Annotated in this window: 20 protein-coding genes; all 20 read right to left on the bottom strand. The window is 48.8% G+C overall.

Features of this window, described 5'->3' with window-relative positions; all coding sequences use genetic code 11:
* Positions 1-65 precede the first annotated feature (65 nt).
* Positions 66-1,802 (bottom strand): alpha-glycosidase, encoded by a 1,737-nt coding sequence (locus tag LQV63_RS22200; protein ID WP_407672950.1) that lies wholly within the window; start codon positions 1,800-1,802, stop codon positions 66-68.
* 18 nt (positions 1,803-1,820) lie between these two features.
* Complete coding sequence (locus LQV63_RS22195; protein ID WP_233698343.1) at positions 1,821-2,654, bottom strand: sugar ABC transporter permease; 834 nt, start codon at positions 2,652-2,654, stop codon at positions 1,821-1,823.
* On the bottom strand, positions 2,655-3,971 hold the full coding sequence (locus LQV63_RS22190) for a sugar ABC transporter permease (RefSeq protein ID WP_019421819.1): 1,317 nt from the start codon (positions 3,969-3,971) through the stop codon (positions 2,655-2,657). It lies immediately after the preceding gene.
* Between the two features lie 102 nt (positions 3,972-4,073).
* The gene (locus LQV63_RS22185) at positions 4,074-5,369 is read right to left on the bottom strand and encodes a sugar ABC transporter substrate-binding protein (RefSeq protein WP_233698342.1); all 1,296 of its coding nucleotides are present in this window, start codon (positions 5,367-5,369) and stop codon (positions 4,074-4,076) included.
* Positions 5,370-5,565: 196 nt separating this feature from the next.
* On the bottom strand, positions 5,566-6,990 hold the full coding sequence (gene glnA / locus LQV63_RS22180) for a type I glutamate--ammonia ligase (protein WP_233698341.1): 1,425 nt from the start codon (positions 6,988-6,990) through the stop codon (positions 5,566-5,568).
* Positions 6,991-7,384: 394 nt separating this feature from the next.
* Positions 7,385-8,446: a 3-deoxy-7-phosphoheptulonate synthase gene (aroF, locus tag LQV63_RS22175; RefSeq protein ID WP_233698340.1), complete on the bottom strand. Its 1,062-nt coding sequence runs from the start codon at positions 8,444-8,446 to the stop codon at positions 7,385-7,387.
* Positions 8,447-8,747: 301 nt separating this feature from the next.
* Entirely contained in the window at positions 8,748-9,218 is a 471-nt protein-coding gene (locus tag LQV63_RS22170) for a DUF2062 domain-containing protein (RefSeq protein ID WP_019421815.1), read from the bottom strand.
* Positions 9,219-9,275: 57 nt separating this feature from the next.
* Positions 9,276-10,226, bottom strand: a complete 951-nt coding sequence (locus tag LQV63_RS22165) for a 4-hydroxy-3-methylbut-2-enyl diphosphate reductase (RefSeq protein WP_233698339.1) — start codon at positions 10,224-10,226, stop codon at positions 9,276-9,278.
* A 44-nt stretch (positions 10,227-10,270) separates the two neighbouring features.
* Complete coding sequence (locus tag LQV63_RS22160) at positions 10,271-11,749, bottom strand: sensor histidine kinase (RefSeq protein ID WP_233698338.1); 1,479 nt, start codon at positions 11,747-11,749, stop codon at positions 10,271-10,273.
* Between the two features lie 3 nt (positions 11,750-11,752).
* Complete coding sequence (locus tag LQV63_RS22155; protein WP_019421812.1) at positions 11,753-12,439, bottom strand: response regulator transcription factor; 687 nt, start codon at positions 12,437-12,439, stop codon at positions 11,753-11,755.
* A 164-nt stretch (positions 12,440-12,603) separates the two neighbouring features.
* Positions 12,604-14,265 carry a S1C family serine protease gene (locus LQV63_RS22150; RefSeq protein ID WP_233698337.1) on the bottom strand — a complete coding sequence of 554 codons (1,662 nt, stop codon included), beginning with the start codon at positions 14,263-14,265 and terminating at the stop codon, positions 12,604-12,606.
* A 498-nt stretch (positions 14,266-14,763) separates the two neighbouring features.
* Positions 14,764-15,180, bottom strand: a complete 417-nt coding sequence (locus LQV63_RS22145; RefSeq protein WP_233698336.1) for a YugN family protein — start codon at positions 15,178-15,180, stop codon at positions 14,764-14,766.
* A 35-nt stretch (positions 15,181-15,215) separates the two neighbouring features.
* Positions 15,216-15,881, bottom strand: coding sequence for a response regulator transcription factor (locus tag LQV63_RS22140; protein ID WP_325175910.1), 666 nt, complete (start codon positions 15,879-15,881; stop codon positions 15,216-15,218).
* A 27-nt stretch (positions 15,882-15,908) separates the two neighbouring features.
* Positions 15,909-17,003, bottom strand: a complete 1,095-nt coding sequence (locus LQV63_RS22135; RefSeq protein WP_233698335.1) for a HAMP domain-containing sensor histidine kinase — start codon at positions 17,001-17,003, stop codon at positions 15,909-15,911.
* A 7-nt stretch (positions 17,004-17,010) separates the two neighbouring features.
* Entirely contained in the window at positions 17,011-18,048 is a 1,038-nt protein-coding gene (gene liaF, locus LQV63_RS22130) for a cell wall-active antibiotics response protein LiaF (RefSeq protein WP_233698334.1), read from the bottom strand.
* Positions 18,049-18,115: 67 nt separating this feature from the next.
* The gene (locus tag LQV63_RS22125) at positions 18,116-19,990 is read right to left on the bottom strand and encodes an IS1182 family transposase (RefSeq protein WP_233698333.1); all 1,875 of its coding nucleotides are present in this window, start codon (positions 19,988-19,990) and stop codon (positions 18,116-18,118) included.
* Positions 19,991-20,182: 192 nt separating this feature from the next.
* Positions 20,183-20,425 (bottom strand): hypothetical protein, encoded by a 243-nt coding sequence (locus tag LQV63_RS22120; RefSeq protein WP_233698332.1) that lies wholly within the window; start codon positions 20,423-20,425, stop codon positions 20,183-20,185.
* A 142-nt stretch (positions 20,426-20,567) separates the two neighbouring features.
* A complete protein-coding gene (locus LQV63_RS22115) occupies positions 20,568-21,440 on the bottom strand; it encodes a 3D domain-containing protein (protein ID WP_407672949.1) in 873 nt (290 codons plus the stop codon).
* Positions 21,441-21,570: 130 nt separating this feature from the next.
* Positions 21,571-22,170, bottom strand: coding sequence for a PadR family transcriptional regulator (locus LQV63_RS22110; RefSeq protein ID WP_233698331.1), 600 nt, complete (start codon positions 22,168-22,170; stop codon positions 21,571-21,573).
* A 17-nt stretch (positions 22,171-22,187) separates the two neighbouring features.
* Positions 22,188-23,723 carry an MDR family MFS transporter gene (locus tag LQV63_RS22105; protein ID WP_233698330.1) on the bottom strand — a complete coding sequence of 512 codons (1,536 nt, stop codon included), beginning with the start codon at positions 23,721-23,723 and terminating at the stop codon, positions 22,188-22,190.
* Positions 23,724-23,845 lie beyond the last annotated feature (122 nt).

Here is a 23,845-nt window from a genome sequence, read left to right as displayed (position 1 = left end):
CTTAAACGTTTAAGTCAATTAAAGCATACCGCCTTTTCCGTGTCAATTTAGCTGCTCTATCGGTCTCAATTCCTTACAATCATCCAGCCGAATGCAGGCAAACTTACCGTAATCTCGTCCTTCTCTATCGTATAGGTTCCGTTGCCCAGCACCGTTATAGGTGCAGTATCCTGTTGCATCCATTCGAAGGAGAATGTCTCCTCCTGCTCGCTATTATTAAAGCAAATGTACAGTTGCTCGCTTGCATGCTTTCTTTGTACAACAAGCTGTCGATGGTTCGCATATATAATTTGAAAGGAACCTTCTTGCAGTGCGCGATGGTTGGTGCGGAATGAAATCAGCTCTTGATAAAAATCAAGAAGTTCCCGGTTTTGTTTCTTTTCTTCCCACACCATCGGTTTCCTGCAATCCGGATCTGGCCCGCCCGTCATCCCCACTTCGTCTCCATAATATATACATGGAGCGCCGAGGAAGATAAACTGAAATAATACGGCTAGCATTGCTTTTTTGTCATTCTGTGCAACGGTGAGCAATCTAGGTGTATCGTGGCTTCCAAGAACCGTGAAGGTTGCTTCGTTGACCTGCTGCGGATAGTTGGCCAAGAGCTTATTCACTTGAAAGGAAAACTGTTCCGCATCAATCGTACCCTTCGCAAAAAAATCAATGATAGCCTCGGTGGCCGGATAATTCATCACCGCGTCAAACTGATCGCCTTGCAGCCATGGCATCGCATCATGCCAAATCTCACCCAAAATATAGAAGTCTGGCTTTACACCCTTGCATGCTTTGCGGAACTCTCGCCAGAACTCGTGGTCGATCTCGTTCGCAACGTCCAATCTCCATCCGTCAATATCGCATTCTCTAATCCAATATTGCGCAACGTCCAGCAAATATGCTCTGACTTCCGGATGTACCGTATTCAGCTTCGGCATATGGGATTCGAACGCAAAGCAGTGGTAAGAAGGTCTAGGCGTACGCGCAAGCGGGAACTGCTTAATATGGAACCAATCCCGGAAGCGCGATGCTTCTCCCTGCTTGAGCACATCCTGGAACGGAGCGAACCAGTAGCCGCAATGATTGAATACCGCATCCAGAATGACGCGAATACCGCGGTCATGACACGCTTTCACCAGCTTTTTCAGCAATTCGGTATCGCCGAACTGCGGGTCCACCTTTAAATAATCGGTCGTGTCGTATTTATGATTGGTCTTCGCTTCAAATAAAGGTGTAAAATAAATGGCATTGACGCCAAGCGAGCTAATGTAATCGAGACGGTCCAATACGCCTTGCAGGTCGCCGCCATAAAAGTCTTGCGGACCTGGATTGGAATCTTCCCACGGACGAACCTGATCAGGGTCATTCGTCTGATCCCCATTAGCGAACCGATCGGGAAAAATCTGATAAAAAATTGCATCCTTCACCCATGCAGGCGGTTGCAGCACCTCATTCGACCACAGAAATGGATAGTCGAAAAATTGGAGCGGATCCGTCGGTTTTTCCTTGAAAAACCCCTTCTCCGTGTACCAAACCGTCTGCTCGCCCGCAACCAATTCGAACGCGTATCTGAGCCGCAGGTGCGGAGGATCGACTTCCGTCTGCCAATAATCGAACAGCTCATCGCTAGCCAGCTTATGAAGCTCGGCTTCACGAACGGTATTGTCCCAATCATACTTATCTCCATAGAGAGCTTTGACAACTTGGAGGTCGTCTTTTTTGGTCCGCAGCCGAATATGAATCGTGTGGCCGTCATAGGGATAGCAATACGAATTGCCGGGTCTGTGATAGATAGCTTCTAATTGCATGACATATTTTCTCCTTTTTTAGCCTTTGTCCGCACCCGCCGTGATTCCGTGGATGAGATATTTTTGGAAGTACATATATAGGAACGTAATCGGCAGCGCCACGAGGACAGCACCGGCAGCAAACGTCGTAAAGCTTGAATTCGTCTCATTGGCCACCATATTATACAAGCCTTGCGCCAACGTCATTTTTTCAGATGATCTCAGCACAATTTGCGGTAATATAAAATCCATAAACGGCGTAATAAAGCTATTCAATGCGACAAAGGTAATCGCCGGTAATGATAATGGCAAAATAATTTTAAATAACGTCTCCGTATGACTTGCCCCATCGATATAAGCCGCTTCTTCCAGACTTTTCGGGATTGTATCGAAATGGCCTTTCATCACCCATGTCCCCATCGAGATGGACCCGCCGGCATAAATGAGGATGAGACCCAAATGCGTATCCAGCAGCTTCGTCTGCAGCAACAGCACAAAAATCGCCATGATCGATAAGAAGCCCGGAAACATTTGCAATATTAACAACGTCATCAATCCTTGCTGTCTCCCTTTGAAGCGAAACCGGGAGAAGGCATATGCCGTCGCCGCCACAAGCGCCGTCGACAATACCGCATTTGCAATGGCGATCGTTATCGTGTTGGTAAACCAAAGCACAAAATCGGTGTTTCTTATTAGATCAACATAGTGCGCGATCGTGGGCTGGTCAGGAAACATCGTGCTAACCATAAGGGTATTTCCCGGATTAAGCGAAGTTCCGACAACCCAAATCAACGGATATATCGTCGTAATCAGCAGCACTGCAAACACCATGTAAATGCCTATTACGACCAAGTTGTTTAGTAATTTAGACATTTAGACCATATCCTCTTCTTGAGTTGTCTTCATCCGTCTATAATTCCACAAGGAAAATACCGTAATAAAGACGAACATAATAATCGACACGGCAGAAGCCATATTAAATTGGCTTTGATTCAATGTCATCTTAAAAATCCACGAGATCAAAATATCTGTGCTGCCTGCGTAATAGTAATCAGGATGATTCGGGCTGCCATCCGTAAGCATGTAAATCAAATTAAAGTTATTGAAGTTAAAAGCAAATTGCATAATCAATATCGGTGCCGTCGCCGCTAGCACAAGCGGAAGGGTGAGCTTAAAAAACTTTTGCGATCCGGTGGCGCCATCCACAGAGGCCGCTTCGTACAGATCACGCGGCATTGTCGTTAACACGCCTGACATCAACGCCATGAGGAACGGAGTCGAGAACCATAAGTTCACGATAATAATCGTGACTTTCGCCATCGTCGGATCGGAAAGCCAAGGCACCGGTGATAATCCGAGCTTTATGATTATATCGTTCACAGGGCCAAACGAGCCGTTCAACAGCACTCTGAACACCAAAATCGATATAAACTGCGGGACTGCCCACGGCAAAATAAAGATGGTCCGCCAAAATTTTTTGAATTTAATTTTAGGGTGATTCACCATCAGCGCCAACAAGAGACCGCTAAAAAAGACAGACAGCGTAGAAGCCACAGCCCAGATTACATTCCAGACGGAAATCCCAAAAAAGGTCGTGCGCCATGACTCTTGTGCAAATAAATCATAAAACGTTCTAAACCCTACCCAATCCACTAAGGAGCGGTCAGGAATATGGTTCGGCGCCGAATAGTTCGTAAATGCTATCAACACATTAAAAACTAACGGCATCACCGTAACGAAAAGCACGAAGCAAGTGGCGGGCAGCAGCAATAGGTAAGGAAAATTGCGTAATTTTGCTCGCCTTACGGATTCGATAAACCCCGGGACAGGCCTTCCTTCGTCCCTCAGCTCACCGTTTTTCTTGGCATCGTAAATATTCATAGCATAGAAGCCTGCAAACAAAAGAATAAGCACCAAGGTGATGAGACCATGTATCAGCATAAAAATGGAATGGTCTCCTTTAATAACATTACCGGCTACGATTTTGGTAGGCACATCGCCTAACGTGATTAACCCTCTAATCCCTTGATAAGCAATAGGATAGTAGTTCCAGAAGAACAATTGGGCCATAATCATATACAGCAGGCCCTTCGTATATTGCTTGTTGTAAAGTTGACCCAAACCTATAAATACCGCGGAAAAAATAGCGGCTTTTGTCCGATGCCGACGCGCACCTGTTGTTACATCCATACGGAAGACCGCCTTAGTCGAATTTTTGAGTACCTATTAGACTGCCTATTAGAGGTTGTTCAATAAGTCCCTTTTTGAACACGCACTATTTAGTTGCCTCTATTATTTTTTGGTCTGCATTGCTGTTTTAATTTGCTCTACTGCTTTATTCAAGACAACGCTTGGTTCTTGATTGTCATTCCACATCGCAGCCAAGGCAGCCCCTGCGGGCACCCATACATTTCCCATTTCAGGTATGGACGGCATTGGGGTAGAATGCTTCGCTTGTTCCAGGAACGCCAGCGCATTCGCATCTTCCGCAATGATCGGTTCATCCATAATGTCTTTTCTTGGAGGCAGCTGAGTTGTCATTTCAAACCGCTTGGTCCCATTCTTCTTCGTTGTTGCATAACTCGCAAACAGCTTCGCTGCAGCAGGATATTCAGTGTACGAGTTTACATACAGAGCTCTAATGCCTGACATGCTGTTTGGATGTTCTCCATTAGGCAATAGAGGCAATGGAACTACCCCATAATCCATATTCGCATTAGTCAAATCCGTCATTAACCATGGTCCATTGATTACAGCGGCTGTTTTCCCTTCCACGAAAAAACCGGTGATGATATTATCATTGATATCGTTAATGTTGATGGGCAGTATTTTTTTTAGCGATTGCAAATATTTCGCTCCTGCAACGGACTTTTCGCTATTGAGGCCAATATCGTTGGCATCCGTCCCCCCATTCCCAAATACATATCCACCGTAACCGGCCAGGAAAGAATAAGATTGATACAGCTGGCCTACATTCCACATGAAGGCGTATTTTTTATTTTTCGGATCGTTATACGTTTGGGCAAATTGAATCAGTTCATCATAGGTTGCGGGAGCCTTCTTCAACAATTTTTTATTGTAATACAGCGCATACGTGTCAATTGCGGTTGGAAAGCCATAGAGCACACCTTCATAACTGACTCCTTCAATCGCCGAGGACATAAATTCATTTTTCGCATGTTCGTCAAAAACATCATTTTGCAGTACAAGCCCTGCCATCACGGCATTGCCTAAATGATCATGCGGTGCTGAAAAGACATCGGCCCCAATCCCAGCAGGCCCATCTGTTGTTAGCTTCGTAACGGAGTCTATGGATGGAACCGCCTCTACCTTCACTTTTACTCCATACTCTTGTTCAAAACTGGCTGCGACCGCTTTCAGAAAATCCAATTCTGGGCCTTTGGATTCCCACACAAGCAATTCAGCCCCTTGCTCTGGCTGTAATCCCCCTTGTGTTGCGCTATGCTGTCCTTCGTTCCCTTGCTCTTGCGTGGCAGGCAGATTCATATCCTGTGACCCACAAGCCGTGAGCAGTAACATACTGAAAAGAGCTGCCATCAATGTGGAAATCAAAAATCGTTTTGACATGCCTTTCCCCTCCAGTCAACTTAAACGTTTAAGTAATTTCACTAATATGATAACTTCTCTTTGTGCAACGAGTCAACAAAAATTAAACAATTGGCTTCATAAAGCCAAAAATCCAGCGTTGCAGCGCCACATACACCCGCTTGTCAAAAACACCCCGCATCCAAGCCGGACGCGGGGTGTTCCATCTACAATTAGATTAGCAGTCGAAATAAAGGCTGTATTCTTGAGGATGGATGCGAATGGCGACGGATTTCGCTTCCGCACGCTTTACTTGCAAGTAATTATCGATGAACTCTTTCGTGAACACTCCGCCCTCCACGAGGAATTCACAGTCGGCTTCCAGAGCGTCGAGCGATTCTTCCAGCGTAGCTGGCACGCTGCGAATTTCTCGCTTCTCCGCATCGGACAACTCATAAATATTGCGGTCATACGGACCATAGCCCAGTGCGGTCGGATCCAGCCTGCGCTTAATTCCGTCCAAGCCCGCCATCAGCATCGCGGCAAACGCCAAGTATGGGTTCGCCGTGGAGTCCGGCGTACGGAACTCGACGCGGCAGCCTTTCGGCGTTACAGCAGCAACCGGGATACGCACCGCTGCCGAGCGATTGCCTTTCGAGAAGACGAGATTGACCGGAGCTTCATAGCCAGGCACCAGACGCTTGAATGAGTTCGTGCTCGGATTCGTGAGCGCGATCAAGGCCGGAGCATGGTGCAGAATACCTCCGATATAGTGCAGCGCCATCTCGCTCATGTTCGCGTAGCCGCCTTGTTCATAGAACAGCGGAGTATCGCCGTTGAAGATCGATTGGTGCACATGCATCCCGCTTCCGTTATCCCCGAACAGCGGCTTCGGCATGAAGGTCGCGACCTTGCCGAATTGGCGCGCTGTGTTGTGCACGATATATTTGTATTTCATCAGATTGTCGGCCGTGCGCGTTAACGAATCGAAGCGGAAGTTGATTTCGCCTTGGCCTGCCGTCGCCACCTCATGGTGATGACGTTCGATGCGCAGACCCGCCTCTTGAAGCAAGCGGCACATTTCACTGCGCAGATCCTGCTGAGAATCTACAGGGGCCACGGGAACATAGCCGCCTTTCGTGTGTACCTTGAAGCCGAGGTTCCCGCCCTCTTCCTTCCGGTTCGTATTCCAGGATGCCTCCTCCGAATCGACATAGAAGGAAGAGCTGTTCATCGTGCTTTCATAGCGCACATCGTCAAAGATGAAAAATTCGGATTCAGGAGCAAAGTAAGCATCCGTGCCTACACCAGACGTCTGCAAATACTCTTCCGCCTTCTGTGCGATGCTGCGCGGATCCCGGTCATATCGAACGCCATCGGGCGTGTAAATATTGCACATAACAATCAGCGTCGGATGCGCGGTAAACGGGTCGACATACACGCTGTCGGCATCCGGCATCATCACCATGTCGGACTCTTCAATGCCGCGGAAGCCGGCAATGGATGAACCGTCAAACGCAACGCCGTTCTCGAACGTCCCCTCATCCACCTCTGTTGCAGGCAAGCTGATATGATGTGTGCGGCCCATTAAATCAACAAAACGGAAATCCACATATTGTATATGCTTCTCTTGAATCAACTCCAACACTGCGTTCACCGACATGATAATTCCTCCTGTTTCCGAACATTAAACGTTACTAACGTATCAATTGTTCACTTTGTAGTTTTTGGTTGATGTAATTATAATTTGCAGCAGGAGGTTTCGTCAATAGTCATGTCAGGTATTTTTTATTTTCATGTCAGGTAACCTTACACATAACCGTTTTTTCCATTGTTTTCATGTAAAAAATCAGCCTTTATCCTATTATCCAAAGAAGTAAAGAGCTTATTTTGTACATTCCCTATTGAGAACAACAATTGCGCTACCCATTTTTAATTTGCACTTTTCTACATATTTATTGTGTTAAAATTCATCACAACGACAAAAAAACCGGTTCATCCTAAAAGGATAAGAACCGGTTTTTGCTCTATGTTTATGCTAAAAAAGGACGATGCCGCTATTTCACCCATGTTGCGAAATGAGCCGGCTCCTTCTTCTCCGTATCGAACGTCTTGCCGCACAGCGGCGCGAGTTGTTCCAATTCACGCAGCAAGTTCGCGAATTGATCAGGGAATAGCGATTGCACCCCGTCGCCTGTCATGGAGTGATCCGGATCGGTGTGCATCTCGATGATAAGTCCGTCCGCACCTGCGGCGACCGACGCCTTCGACATCGTCTCCACCAGCTCGCGGCGGCCTGTCCCATGGCTCGGATCCGAGATGACCGGCAGATGGCTCAATTGCTTCATGACCGGAATTGCGGTCAGATCCAACGTATTGCGCGTATACGTTTCAAACGTGCGGATGCCCCGTTCGCACAGCATGACGTTCGGATTGCCTCCCGCTAAAATATATTCCGCCGCATTTAACCACTCATCATAGGTTGCGCTGAAGCCGCGCTTAAGCAATACCGGCTTGCCGCATTCCCCTAGCTTGCGCAGCAAATCAAAGTTCTGCATGTTGCGCGTGCCCACCTGCAAAATATCCGCATATTCCGCACAAATATCTACATAATCCGGCGTCATGACCTCCGTAATCGTGAGCAGGTCATGCTTGCGTCCCGCTTCTGCCATCATGACGAGCCCTTCTACGCCGACGCCTTGGAAGCTGTAAGGACCGGTGCGCGGCTTGAATGCGCCCCCACGCAATATTTGCCCGCCAGCAGCCTTCACGAGGCGTGCGATTTCATCGATTTGAGCTGGAGATTCTACGGCACACGGACCGCCCATTACGGCCAGATTGCCTCCGCCGATTTTAACGCCGCGAATGTCAATGACGGTATCCTCCGGATGGAAGTCGCGGCTTGCCAATTTATATGATTTCGTTATTTTCACCACGTTCTCTACGCCTTTCATCTGTCTAAGTTGTTCTGCTAATTTTGGTTCCGCTTGCCCTACGATACCGATGACGGTACGTTCTGTACCTCGGGATATGTGAGCCTGATTGCCGGCGTTCTCGATTACGCGGACCAGATCCGCGATTCGTTCTTCCGGCGTATGATTGGATACAATTACGATCATGACAAATTCATCCTTCCATATATCGTTTCGATAATGCTATCCGCGCAAGCAGTATTCATATACATTATTAGCAGTGCCGAACGAAGTATCCTCGCACTTCTTTCCCGCTACAACGCTTATACGCTTTTAAGCTTTTAATCATTAAAGTAACTATATCGAAACGAAAGGAAATCGTCAACCCTCTATCTAAGCCAATTTCTTACCATGTGAAAAAGATAACATCCCGCCATAAAAAAAGCCCTCTTCGATTCTCGATTCCCCCTTTGCGAGGTGAGCTGAGATGGAAGAGAGCTCTTCTTAACTATTGGCTTTCCGCACGACGCCAACGGCGCTTCTGCCTGCGGCGTTCCTGCATGAACCGAAGGCCTTGCTTTACCGGAAAATATAGCATAATACCGAGAATGGCGCCGTCAATGATGCCGCCGACGATTAAATACATATTGATCGTAAGCACATGGTTCAGCCACTCCGGCAACATGGAGAAGTGCACGGTCCAATGCGAAGGCAACAGCCAATGCCCTACCCTTTCATTCAAGACAGCGACGGGAATGTAGATTACCTTTCCCAACACGAAGCCAATGAAAGCAGCCGCCACCCGGCCCCGCACCATGTATACCAACGGGAAGAGAAGCAAGAACGCCAAGCCGGCTGTAGGCAGCGTGAACATTTCTATGAACAGTCCGATGCAGAATCCTTTGGCCACCTGAGCAGCCCCACCGTGTGTTCTGAGGAGCTTCAACGCCTGATACTTAAACCATCTCTTCACGGCCATCTCCACGTTCCCTCTCCCGGCAGCGATTGCCTATTAATGTAGATACCAGATAAAAAATTACTTTGTAGACTTCGTTCTCACGGTCGGCAGAAGCTTGCGCATGTTGACGGTGCGCTTCTTCTCCCATGTGTCCGGATTGTTCTCGTCGTACTGCTCTAAGTAATTGGCAACTTCTCTCGTAATTGGCGTCGGCGTGGAAGCGCCAGATGTGATCCCGACGACCTGCACGCCGTCCAGCCATTCCCGATCCAGCTCCGATAAGTCTGCAATCCGGTACGCACGCACACCGGCGATCTCCTCGGACACTTGCGCAAGACGGTTGGAGTTGTTGCTTCTCGGATCTCCGACGACGATAAGAAGGTCGCAGCCCTTCGCCTGATCGGCTACGGCATGCTGCCGTTCCTGCGTTGCCATGCATATTTCGTTATGAATCTCAGCCTTGGGATACTTAGCGATCAAACGGTTCATGATGTGCTTGATATCCCATTGGCTCATCGTCGTCTGATTCGTAATGATTATGCGCTCCGCCGTCAAGGACAGCGATTCGATCTCTTCTTCCTTCTCAATCAGATGCACCTTGTCCGGTGCAACACCGATTGCGCCCTCCGGCTCCGGATGGCCCTTCTTGCCGATATAAATAATTTCATAGCCTTCGGCAGTCTTCTCCCGAATCAAATCGTGCGTTCGGGTTACATCGGGACAAGTGGCGTCAACAGTCGTCAGCCCTTTCTCCCGCGCCTTGCGCCGGACTTCCGGCGACACGCCGTGCGCCGTGAAGATGATCGTCCCAGACTCCACTTGATCGAGGATGTCCAAACGATTGTTTCCGTCCAGCGTAATAATGCCCTCTTCATTGAACGCATCTGTCACATGGCTGTTATGAACAATCATGCCTAATATATAAATCGGACGAGGCAGATCCAGATTGCGTGCCGTCTGTTGGGCCAGCACCATCGCATCGACAACGCCGTAGCAATAGCCTCGCGGTGTTATTTTCACGACTTCCATCGGTACACCTGCTTTCTTAGATTTCACTTCAGCTTGCCTTTCTATTATACCGGAAGTGAAGCTTCCTCGTCGACCGATGCTAACGGCAGCCATACAATGAATGTTGTTCCTTTCCCAGGCTTCGTGACCACTTCAACCGAGCCGTGATGCTCGTCGATAATCCATTTCGCAATCGACAAGCCTAGACCGGTTCCTGAGGTGACTCCACGGGATACGTCTGCACGGTAGAAGCGCTCGAATATATGCGGAACCTCCTGCTCGTTCATGCCCATGCCCGTATCTTTCACTTTCAACCCGATCTGTTCATCCTGACGAATCGCATCCAAGCGCACGCATCCTTCATCTGTATATTTGAATGCATTTTCGATGAAAATGAACAGCATTTGCTGCAAATAATCTTTATTTCCATAGACGACCGTATCGTCCAATGCAGAAATATCACCGAGCTCCCACCCTGCTTTGCGCGGCAAAAACTGAGCTCTGCGCACGACTTCCTCCACTAAAGGCTTCAGTTCGGTGAGCGATTTGTCCATATTGTAACCCGCATCCGCACGGGCGAGCGATAGCATATCATTGATCAACCGGCTCATGCGGCGCGATTCATCCGCAATATCGCGCAGAGCTTCCAAAGACATCTGCTCCCGTTCCCGTTCACTCAATGGGAGCGTCTCTGGAGAAGCGACCTCATTAATCCACATTTTTTCTAGCAAATCGACGTTCCCGCGAATAGTCGTCAGCGGCGTCCGCAGTTCATGAGAAGCGTCAGACACAAAGCGCCGCTGCGCCAGATATGCATCATCCAACTCGTTATAGAACGTCTCCATGCGGCCGAGCATGCTGTTGATCGTGTCCGTCAACTGACCGATCTCATCCTCTGGCGGTCCTTCGCGCGGAATGCGGACGCTCAAGTCCGCACCCTTCTGAATGCGGTTCGTTGCCCGAATGATATTCCCGATCGGCCTGAGCGACTTCTGCGCCAGGAACAGCCCTAGTGAAAAGGCAAGCACAAGGGTGACCATCGATGCAGTAACGAGAATACTGCGCAGCTCATTGGTGAATCTGGCTTCATGCCCGGTAAAGGCGGCAACCTGCAACGCGCCAATCGTCGATCCGTTCCTCAATACAATCGCATTTTCATATACTAGAAATTCAAGCCCTTGAACTTCAACTTTCCGGTATCCTTGCCGAATTTGGTTTGGCTTCAAAGGCAAAGGCAGCTTCAAGCCGAGGCGGTCCAATTTAGTCGATTTGATCGTCTTCTGATTGCGAAAATTAATCGTTTGGATGTACAAATCTTGATTCATCAACCGGGCCACATCGGATTCATTCACGTCAAAATCGATTCCGTTAAACCAATCAAGCGTCGGTTCGAGCGACATACGGTCGAACTCACTTTTTACCCGCTTCTTAATATCATCATACAAATTATAATCGACGAACGTATAAATCGAGATTCCGAACAAAAAGAGCGTAAACGCCAGCAGAACGGAATACCATACGGTCAGGCGAAGACGAATCGACATGCTCTAGTTGTCCCCTCTCAACACATAACCCGTTCCCCGGATCGTCTGTATGATGCGTTTCCCCCCATGCTCCTCCGTCTTCTGCCGCAGCATCGCAATGTATACCTCAAGCACGTTCGATTCGCCGCTGTAATCGTAGCCCCATATTTTCTCCATAATCATGTCGCGCGGCAGCACCCGCTTCGGGTTCTGCATGAATAGATGCAGCAGCTCGAATTCCTTCGCCGTCAGCTCGACCGACTTGCCGTCCCGCTGCACTTCCCTTGTATGCAGATCGAGCACGATATCTTCGAAGGTCAGGCGATGGGAGCTCCCTTCACTATCCGAACGGCGGCGCAAAAGCGCGCGCACGCGGGCGAGCAGTTCCTCCAGAGCGAACGGCTTGACCAAATAATCATCGGCCCCATTGTCCAATCCGCGTACCCGATCCTGCACTTCATCCTTTGCCGTCAGCATAAGCACCGGCACGGCGCTGCCCGCTTCACGTATGCGGCGGCACACCTCCCATCCGTCTACCTCTGGCATCATGACGTCAAGAATGACCAATTCTGGCTCCTGCATCATAATCTCCCGCAGTCCTTCCGTGCCGTTCGACGCTGTGCGCACTTCATAGCCTTCGAATACGAGCCCCCGGCGAAGCATTGATGTAATCTTCTCGTCATCATCCACAACCAATATGTTAGAACGCATCGTGTAAGTCCTCTCTTTTTTATAATATAGGGCTGCAGAGGTTCATTCACCCTGTTTCCATACGAAAAGGAAGCCAAGAACTGCATGTCGCAGTTCTGTGCTTCCTATGTTGTCACGCATAAGCGGGAAAATCAACCCTTACCGCTGCTGCCGCAATGGCACACTTAAGGCTGCTGCTGTTGCAATTGGTTCTCAAATTTATTTCGGTCACCAATCTTAACCTGCACATCTGCATTTTTGCCATTGCGGGTGATCTGCAGCGTTACGGTATCGCCAACTTTCTTTTTCCCTATTTCTTCGATCAAATCCTCTTTGGCCGCGAACTTCTTGCCGTCCATACCTGTAATGATGTCATAAGCACGCAGGTCTGCCTCATAAGCAGGCGAACCGAACAGGACGTTCCTGACGAGCGAGCCATCTATATTAGAAATGCCCATTTGCTTGGCAAAGTCCTCTGTCATGGTTTGCAGTGTAGCTCCGATGAACGGAACCGGCTCCTTCGCAATTTCCTTGTTCGCCTTCAAGTCATCCACAACTTTGTTCATAATATTCGACGGAATCGCAAAGCCAATCCCTTGCGCCTGCTTGCTGACAGCCACATTCATGCCGATGACTTCGCCCTTCATGTTCAGGAGCGGACCGCCGGAGTTCCCTGGGTTAATGGAAGCGTCCGTCTGCAGCAGATGCTCGTACTTCCGTGCGCTGCCGTTATCATTGACATCGATGGAACGCTCGCGCGCGCTAAGCACGCCAACCGTCACCGAATGGTCGAAGCCGGAAGGGTTCCCGATAGCTACCATCCAGTCGCCGACTTGCGTCGCATCGGAATTGCCGAGCGGAACGATCGGGAAGTCACCCTCGCCCGTAATTTTCAACACGGCCAAGTCCAAATCCTTGCTGTGACCAAGCAGCTCCGCCTTGAGCGGCTTCTTATAGCCTTCGACCGTCACCTGAATCATTTCCCCGCCTTCAACGACGTGTTGATTTGTTAAAATATATCCAGATTTATCAAAGATAAAGCCAGTACCGACACCGAGCGGCTGCAGCTGCTGCTGCGCATCTTGTCTGGAGTTGCCATTGCTGCCGTAAGAATCCCCAAAAAACTGGCGGAAGAACGGATCGTCCGCCCACGGGTTGCTGCCTTGGCTGCCTCCACCGCTTCTCGCATACGTTTCAATCTTAACGACAGCCGGACTTGCCTGCTTGACAACTTCGGCTACGCTGCTCGCTCCATCAGGGAACGGCGTGCCTGGACCGTTCGTGACGACGGCGTTCGGCGCCTCGCTTGCGGCGGTTCCATTCCCGGCGAGCGCTTGGTCGCCTGTAAACAGGTTTGTTTTATCTGCTGCGAACATGAGTGAACCAACGACAAGCACGCCCGCCATGAAAGAAGCGAAAATCGTCAAGAATGATGTTCCGCGCTTGCGCTTTGATTCATTGAACTGCCAATTGCCTTGAGCCCCCTGAGGAGGCATACCGCCAGCACCGCCGGCTCCCCCGCCTGCATAGCCGCCTAGGCTTGCTTCGTGTTGCGTTACGCTAGAGAAAGGCATCGGCTTGACTGGATTCGGCGGGGTAACTTGCACGTCGCTCATCCGCCCCTTAGGATCCACGGATGTCGTCGATGCCGAGTCCGTATTTTTCACCGATTGGTAAGGGCCATATGCGTAATAATAAGGGCTGCCTTCTTGCGATTTGCGTTCTGTCTCATCCTCACGGCCGTGGTCCTCATAAGCTGCAGTCTGTCTGTTCATAGACTCTGTAGAAGATGATGTATTAGAATCCTTATCGGATGTTGAAAAAAACTTGCGTCGTTGTTCATCCATAGTGCTTACCTCCTAGAGTTAACTCGTATCAAAGTATCGTGTTGATATATTAATATAATGGATGATGAACCTTAAACTTAGCTTAAAATCATTATAAAACACGATAAAAGATAAAGAGCCGTTCCCTAGGGACTGTTTAACACAGGATGTCACGCTTTTCTTGATGAGAATAATAAGGCACTGACTCTTCATAATTAACGAAATGTTCCGTTCGTGCAGTGGTGCGTTCAGACTGACGGTGATTCGCTTCATCAGCCTCTTTGCTTCATTCTCCCCATCCTTCAGGAGGCGAGGCGGGATTTCCTGTCTGAATGATGGGGAGAGTGAGACAAGAGATAGGAACAGGCATATCTTCTTCGGGAAGAGCAACATGACAACTCTAAGGTGAAAGACATCTTCCATCAGATTTTTTATAAAAAAAACAGGCCCCCAGACCTGTTTTAACCGATTGATGCCCTATTGTATATATCAATAAAATTATGCTGTCGCTTCCGCACGTTACTTGTTCGTGTCCAGCTTATCCTCGGCTTCGTCAAGCTTTGCTCGGGCAAGCTTCAACTCCTCTTCCTGCAGCGAAGCATCCTTATCTGTCGGCGATTGAAACTGGTTAACGAGACTGCCGAACAACTGCGCATCCGCCGATGGATCATTTCCAGTCTGATACTGATGCTTCAACACATACGGCCGCTCTAATTGGACAAGGACCGTTTCAGCGGAGTCAGCATCGAAAGTGCCATTCACCGCATGGAAAGGCAGCCTGAGCCACACCGTTTGCTCGTCGTTCAGCGCGCAGTCGAAGCTGCCGCCTGCATAATCCCAATTGCCGCCGATGCTGAAGCCAAGCGGCCCCAGTTCCCTCACAAGTTCATTCGTATCATATTTTCGTCCTGTCATCTTCCCCTGTAACAGCTGCATGGCATTACCCCCTCTGTTACATAGGATAGACGAAGTCATCCACTTTTAACCCATCCGTTGCGGTGGGCGAAGACGGCAAGCTGAGTGCGATCCTGCAGCTCGCATTTCATTAATAGATTGGATACGTGCGTCTTCACCGTCTTGATGCTAATATGAAGTTCCTCGGAAATATCTTTGTTCGCCTTTCCGTCTGCAATAAGAAGCAGCACTTCCTTCTCCCGTTCGGTCAAGCCCTCATCGTCCGGCTGTGCAGCGCGTTTACGTAATCCGCGGGTCAGCGCTTGTGACACTTCTCCGCTCATCACAGGCATTCCCTTCGAAGCCCCGCGAAGCGCGTAAACGAGCTCCTCAGCAGATACCGTCTTCAACACATAGCTGACGGCACCGGCTTGAATCGCTTCGACGACCTGCTCATCTTCCATAAAGCTCGTCAGCATAACAATCTTCAATTCCGGAAATGAAGCAATCAACTCCCGCGTCGCTTCTACTCCGTTCATATCCGGCATCATTAAGTCCATCAAGACCAAATCAGGCACCGGCTCCTCGCGGGCAGCCATCGCTTGTATGGCTTGAATCGCTTCAACGCCTCCACTGGCCTCGCCCAATACGTCAATACTCGGATCCAGCATTAAATACGTTCTAAGCCCCAGTCTTACCATCTCATGATCGTCCACGAGAAATACCGTCATCCGGTCTCCCATCGGCTGTCCCCCCGTCTCTTCTACCATCTATGCACGGTCCGCTGCAGAAGAAGAATCCTCGGATTGCTCCTGCGCTTCCTTGGTCTCCTCATGTTCGAATATCGGAATATGCACCCGAATCGTCGTTCCCGCACCAGGCCGGCTTATCAAATCCATATGGCCGCCCAGCTTGTCGACCCGTTCACGCATTGTCGTCAATCCATAGCTCCCGGCTTTAAAAGATGCGCTCTTCTGATCGAAGCCCTTGCCATCATCTCCGACCGATAAAATCACTTGATTCGGCGTCTCCTGCAGCGTCAGCGTAACCTGCTTCGCCTGCGCATGCTTCACGACATTCGCCATCGCTTCCTGGATCATAAGGAAGCATTGATGCTCCTTCGCTTCAGACAATTCATAATTCAGTTCAATATCAATCTTGCCCTGCAGCCCATTCTGCCGGCAATAATCAGGGAACCAACGCTCAAGCGCCTCCTGCAGTGTGCGGCCATCCAACTCAAGCGGGCGCAGCTGAGCGATTAAGCCGCGCATTTGCCTTTGAGCCGTATGCGACATCTGAATCAGATGTTCCACCACTTGACGCGCCCGATCCATGTCCATTTCCATCACTTTGGGCAATGAAGAGGAGGCCATATGCAGCGCGAAGAGCTGCTGGCTGACTGTATCATGCAAATCCCTCGCCAGCCGCCGGCGCTCCTCCAATACGACCGCTTCGCATTCCCGCTCCCGATCCATCACTTGCTGCTCGGACAGCTTTTGCAAAATGCGAAGCTTCTGCTCCATGGCCCCCACCATCGTATTAAAATCCTCATACAGACGATCGAATGACGCATCGTCCCCAAGCGGAATCCGTTCAGACCAGTTCCCTTTCAATACCTGCATCATGCTGATGTGAAGCACATCCAAGCGCCGCTGCAGCCGCACTCCTGCCACATACCCCATAATGATTGACACGATAATGACAGTCGAAATTCCGAACAGCCACCAGTTCATGCCTTGATACCACGTGCCGCCGTATACGAGTCCAATCCAGAAAACGCTCATAATAATGCAGCCCGAGATGACAAAGGTAAGGAGCAGCTCCCATTTTACACTTTTTGAACTTCGGAACCACCGTGACAGCATGATTGCGTTACCCCACTCTCATCACCTTCACATCGCCGATGAACGTGCTGACGACGATACGGACTTTTTTCCCAGCTTCATAGAAGTACGGCGTCTCCACCTGCAAATTGTTAATAAAACCATCCTTCTCGCGGCCAAATACTTTCACATCACCCAAGAAAGAGCTCGATGTGACGACGACACCCAAATCCATATCATTGGGCACATACACCTTAACGTCGCCGATGAAAGAGGAGACATTCACCTTCGTTTCTCCGTACGGCACCTGCGCCTTCGTCAGATCAAGCACAGTGTCGCCAATAAAGTGAGAAATGTTCATCGGTTCCAGTTCCCAATAGTCGCTGCCCAGATGAATATCTCCGATAAATCCGGATTTATTCACCGTTCGCCGTTTGCCTCCAGATGAGCCCATAGGCGGTGGAGGAATTGACCCCGAGTACGAGGGTTCTCCCTTCATAGACGGATCATAGTCCATATTCTTATCATAGTCTTTGTTGAAGTCTTTGTTAAAGTCTTTGTTAAAGCCTTTGTTAAAGCCTTTGTTGAAATCATTGTTGTTAAAATCCTTGTCAAAATCCTTATTGAACTCTTTGTTGAACTTCTTGTCGAAATCATCATCCAACGGCTGCGGTTCACTGTAATGCGGGTCATAACCCCCACCCCAGTTGCCGTCGTTCCAGTCGCCCTTCTTCTTCTGCTTGTTCTTCCATTTATCCACATGTTTTCTCGGCTTGAAGAGCATGCTTACTCCGACGAGAACAATAATAAGCGGGAATAAAAGCTTGAAAAATTCACCGGGTGACATGTACAAGTAACCCAAGTTGGTCAGTTGGAAATAGCCGCCGATACCTAGCAAAATCAGTCCCCAGAATCCGCCATGGAGCAATGCGTTCAGCCCCGTAACAATTAAGATAAGCGGCCAGTAGGTACGAAAAAGCTCTCCGATATTCATATCGATGAAACCTAGCTGATTCAGCATGAAAAAGACACCGATGGCAATGAGAACAAGCCCTCCTATCCACCGTCCGCGATGTTGATCACCCATAGTTACCCCTCGTTTCCGTTATACTTCAACCTTGTAACTTCAGTGTACGCGAAGTCTCGTCCTTGCGCTAGCGGCGGGGGGTGGAAGTTGATCTCGGTCTCGAGGCGGAGGCGCTGGAATTGTCTGACTGCTCACACATCGAACTATACCGGCAACCAAGAAAAAAGGGGCTGTCCAATAAGTCCCCAAAATAAAAAGTTGGGTGGAAAAGTGTAATGTTTTCCGCCCAACTTTTTTTGTGTTGTCGCTTTTTCAAGAAAGCAGTGAGGCGGATGCCCGCCACTTTTAGTAGATTGTGGGCTAAAGCCACAATCCCAAACTCCGTGTGAACCTTATCTTGCCCTCGTAAGGAGAACCGACGGAACGAGCGATTGCCCTTGATGTGACCAAATACGCTTTCTACCTCTACTTTACGCAGCGCATAGATCGCGGACTTCTCGTCATCCTCAAGGGCTTTTTTGGCCTTAGCTTTTAGCTCTTCCCAGACTGTATTCCAATGTACCTTGCGATTCCCCTTTGCCTTCGTGCAGCTTGCCTTGAATGGACAACCGCTGCAATCTTCACATTCATAGATCTTAAAGCTTTGCTCCAGGCCAGAAGCGTTCTTTTTCATTTGGTATTTCTTAAACCGCACATACCGGCCATTTGGGCAAATAAAGCGGTCATCGTGCTCGTCATACGTCCAGTTGGAAGCGTGCCGGATGTCCTTCTTGTAACGACGCGTCTTCTCTTTCATATAGTTGCCATAGGGAATGAGAAAATCAAAACGCGGCTCCTTTTCTTCGCCCATCGCATACAAATAGTTCTCTTCGCTTCCATAGTCCGCATCCGCAACCACGGTTTTTGGAAACGGTAAAGAAGACGCTGCCAATTGCTCCATATGCGGAATGAAGCAGCGCGTATCTGTGGGGCGCTGGTGAAGGCTGTAAAACAAAATGAACTGGTTTTCTGTCGCCATCTGTACATTGTAGCCCGGTTTCAATTGCCCGTTCTTCATATGATCTTCCTTCATACGCATAAACGTCGCATCCGAATCCGTTTTGGAATAGCTGTTGCGGTCGCCAAAGCAGGCCTTCTGTTGCTCATACTTGGTGAACCGGGGAAGAAAATCCTCTCGAATCTGTTTCAGCGGTTGCTTCAAGACACTGCGTTCCTTACGTAAGCTTTTCCGCTCTTCGCTGCCAGTTGCCGCCGCTATTTGTTCCGTTAATTCTTCGACCTTTTCCTCCAACACGACCGCTGCTTTTTCGAGCTTGGCAGGGAACTCGTCTGGTTCTGCCGCCGCGTATTCGCTAGCTTCTTGCTGCGTGAGCGTATGAATATGCGCAAGGGTCGCCTGTACCTTTTCCTTGAGCTTTTCTTCGAAGCGCAGCGTGGATTTTTTCCACACAAAGGAATACTTGCCCGCGTTCGCTTCAATCTTCGTGCCATCGAGAAAGTAGTTCTCCATCGTGATGTAATGGTCCGCAATGAGCTTTTGGATCATCGTTTCAAACAGCTCGTCCATGAGTGATTTCAGGCGCACTCCGCGGAAGTCGTTCAAGGTGCGGAAGTCCGGCTGCTGCATCGCCGCCAGCCACATCGCTGGGATGTTTTCGCGCAGCAACTTTTCAATGCCGCGACAAGAATATACTTTTTGTGAGTAGCCGTAAAGGATCACCTTGAGCATCATTTTGGGATGGTAGGAACTGCGGCCTCCGCCTGTGTAGTGGGCAAATAACTGCTGGTCAGGGATTGCTTCAATCATCTCATCAATGACACGGGCCACATGATGGGCCGGGATATACATCTCCAAATCCAGAATCATCTGAGCTTGTTTGTTGTCGTATGCTTTGAAGGTAGGAGCAAGGTCTCGTTTGGCAACGGTCTTCCATTCGATATCCTCTAGAGAAAGTTTTTGTTGCATGGTATACTGTTCGGTAGTAGTCGTTAGATTACGCAAAAAAATCGCCCTTTCCTGAGTAGGTTGTCTGGTAACTTCCATTCTACAGGAATTGGTGATTTTTTTGTTCCTATTTTTAACATTCAACTTTTTAACATTCAACAAAAACGGGGCGTCCATCAGTCAGCTTTCACCGACTTTCTGGACAGCCCCTTTTTGATTCCGTTATAGATAACATCCATGCGAATGTACCTATTTTTTCGTTTTTTTCACAATATTTTTCATTGCATCATTATTGTTGATTGCTCCAGCATTTCCTACTGAGTCAGCGCCAAATTCAGTATCTGCGGTTACAGATTCTGCTCCGAACTCAGTATCTGACGCTACAGATTCTACTCCGAACTCAGTATCTGACGCTACAGATTCTGATCCGAATTCCGAATTGTATTTCGCATTAGCAGGATTCATGCGGTTTGCTTTGTTGTTTTTTACCATCGTTATTCACCTCCTGAAGTTTCCGCTGGATTCACGGACATGTCAAGGAAACCATCGTTTCCCCAAGAAGTATTATGCGATGACAGCTTCCCCTTTATTCGGCGGGGCGGCACATGCAACTTGTCAGGTTCTTCTGCAACAGCTACAGCATTGATTTTGGTATGTTTCCGTTCTTAAATACCGCTTCATTTAATTCGTTTAACGTTTTCTCCGATATTTTACCGCTTCCTTGCTTGATCAACTGCACTTCCACTTCTTTTTTGCCCCACTGACTGTATACTTGCTTCGTGGTGTCGAAGTACAGATCGATTTTCTTCCCTTTTATTTTGGAACCGATATCCGACACGATGCCGTATCCGTATCCAGGAATATACAATATACTTCCTAAAGGGAAGACCGATAAATCGGCCGCAATGGTCGAGACGTAATCTCTGCGCACCTTCACTCCCGAATACGTAATGCCGTACTCTGGATGTCCCGGTTTTTTTCCAGTCGACTCTACACCAGCCGTATACCCTGTCGCAACAACCTTCAGGCTCTTAATCACTTGCTGCTGCTGCGGAGCCAGATTCGAATCCGTAAACGACATTTGCGCCGAAGAGACCGGCACCGCTGATTGCGGCTGCTTTGCCGATGGCTTTTTCAATGGCGGTTCGACGAACACAAGTGCAAGTGGTGATGCAATCTGATTGGTTGGTCGCAGGTAATTACTCCACTGGTTCCTATTTTGATTATTGATGGCCTGTTCAGTCAATGTTTGCATCGGCTGCAAACGGTCATCGGACCATGGAAATGATGTTCTGTATTTTTCTGGAAGCTCCTTATTCCACTGATATGTCTGGGATGCAGACAGATATGCCATTGCCGTATGCCACGGCACTAATGCTGCAATCGTCATGAGCAATGCAGTTAAACAAACGAACCTAGACAACCTTGCCAACACGTATGTCTGACGGTCTCTTCTCGATGCCATTCGTCCCTTCCGTTCCGAGCGTGTGATATACATTGTAAACATATGGTTACCCCTCCCTTAGTGGGAAGGATGTCCACCGCTTTTTCCTTTTATTCATATTCATCAAAAAAAGAACATTCCCGACAGGCTGGAATGTTCTTTCGACAATATTTATGGAGCGAAGCACAGGAGTTCAAGATTTGTGCAGCGGAAGCACGGGGAGCGGCTCACCGACATCACTTAATCGATCGGCTGCAGCGTCTTTATACAGATCCTTCAACCAATTCAGTTCTGTAACCGTGTATCGGTATCCTCCATACAACATGTGCAGCACGGCACGCGATGCGTGAGGGACATGCTCTTCATATAGAGCCCACATCCGCTCCGCTTCCTTCTCGAACAATTCAATGCGCGATTGGATAATCGCTTTAATCTCTTCCTGATCGCCATATCTGACAAAGGACAAGGCCGCAAAGAAGGGATGCTGCAAATGCGGGGGCAGCTTCATCTCCTTAAGCAGCAACCGTTCAAATTCTGACTTCCCCTGCTCCGTAATCCGGTAAATCGTCTTGTCAGGACGCGATCCTCCGCTAATTACTTCTACCGCTTCAATCAATCCGTTCTTTTTCAATTTTTCGATCGCATAATAAAGAGAACCGTATTGAAGCTTCATATAGTTGTGCATTTCGCGTTCTTTCATTTCCTGGCTCATTTCATAAGGATGATAGTCTTTGTCCATGAGCAATCCAAGAATAGCCAGTTGCATCGACATCGGTTCCACCTCTTTATCCATGAGACAACAACCTTGCTTTACCTTTCAACGGATGAACGGTTCACCTGAACGGCAGCAGTTGTCGAATGTCCATGAGGTTTTGTTGTCACCATTTTAACACGACCCATCATCAAAATGAACATAACCGCCAACAGACAAATCAGAATAGACCATTGGAACACGTACGCGATCGAATCCGACAATACTTCAAGCAGCTGCTTCAGCAAGGAGCCCGGCATCGATTGTCTTACTTCGTCTTGAAGCAGAACCTGAGGATTGCCGAACATTTCCGCCAGCTTCGGATCCGATAGCACCGCGCTGTATTTTTCTTGTAAGTAGGAAGTTTGAATGCTGCCGAAAATAGCGATGCCGAGTGTATTTCCAAGTGTCTGAAAAAAACGGACCAGCGAGTTGACCGTTCCCCGTTGCTGATAGTCGATATTATGCTGAGCAGCCAGGGAAGTTACGGGATAAGATGCCCCTATGCCAAGCCCCATTAATACCATATAAAGCGTCATCTGCAGTCGCGTCGTATCCGGTGTCATTCCTGCCAAACAGACGACCGACAACAACAGGAACAAGATCGCGGTTATCATAATATTGCGGAATGGCATTTTCCTCATCAGCATGCCACCAGCCATGCTGCTTACAACAAGAGCAAGCATCATGGGCGTGAGCACCGTACTTGCATTTGTGGCGCTCCCACCGGCAACGCCCTGCACGAACAACGGAATGAAGGTAGCTCCTGCCATCAGAACCATGCCGAATAACATCCCGGCAGCCATGCTGGAGGTGAAGAGCCGATTTTTGAACAGCTTTAATGGAATGATTGGTTCCGCCACCCTCGATTCGATCCACAGAAACGCAATGACCAGCACAATCGCTCCGGCGAACAAACCAAGTATGAGCGGAGACGTCCACGCGTAATCTTTGCCGCTCATTTCAATGGCGAGCATGAAGCACAGAATCGAGGCGACCAACGTAAATGTGCCGAACCAATCAAGCTTCTGACTCAGGAAGACTAAAGATTCGCGATAGCAGAAGATAACAATCAGCAGCGCAATAATCCCAATGGGCAAATTAATGAAGAATATCCAGCGCCAATGCAAATGATCCGTGAAGAATGCGCCCGCTATCGGTCCAAGCACACTGGACAGCCCGAAGACAGCGCCGAACAGCCCGGTCATTTTCGCCCGCTTCTCGGCCGGGAAAATATCGAACAAGATCGTGAACACAACCGGCATCAGCGCCCCACCGCCAATCCCCTGAACGACACGGTACACAATAAGCTCGCTCATGGACGATGCTGTGCCACACAATATCGAACCGAGCATAAACACGATGATTCCGAACACAAAAAATCGTTTTCTCCCATACATATCGGAAAGCTTCCCGAACAGCGGCATGCCAGCCACGCTCGCAATTAAATAGGCAGAGAACACCCAAGTGAACTCATTCATGCCGCCCAGCTTCGCCACAATCGTAGGCAAGGCGGTGACCAATATAGTTTGGTCCAGCGAGACGATAAGCAACGCCATTAACAATCCAAGTACAGTCATATGAACACGAGACAATGCAATCCCTCTCCTTTTATATATTCTAATTTTAATACATTTATTATTATATTCAAATTAGAGTATAGTGCAACTAGTTTTTGGAACCGAAGCAAAGAAAGGCCTGAAGGACAGCCAAAAAC

Origin of the sequence: Paenibacillus profundus (assembly GCF_021369635.1) — a bacterium.
Taxonomy (GTDB): domain Bacteria; phylum Bacillota; class Bacilli; order Paenibacillales; family Paenibacillaceae; genus Paenibacillus_B; species Paenibacillus_B profundus.
Note: the sequence above shows the minus strand (reverse complement) of the source record. Positions and strands in the feature narration are given on the sequence as shown.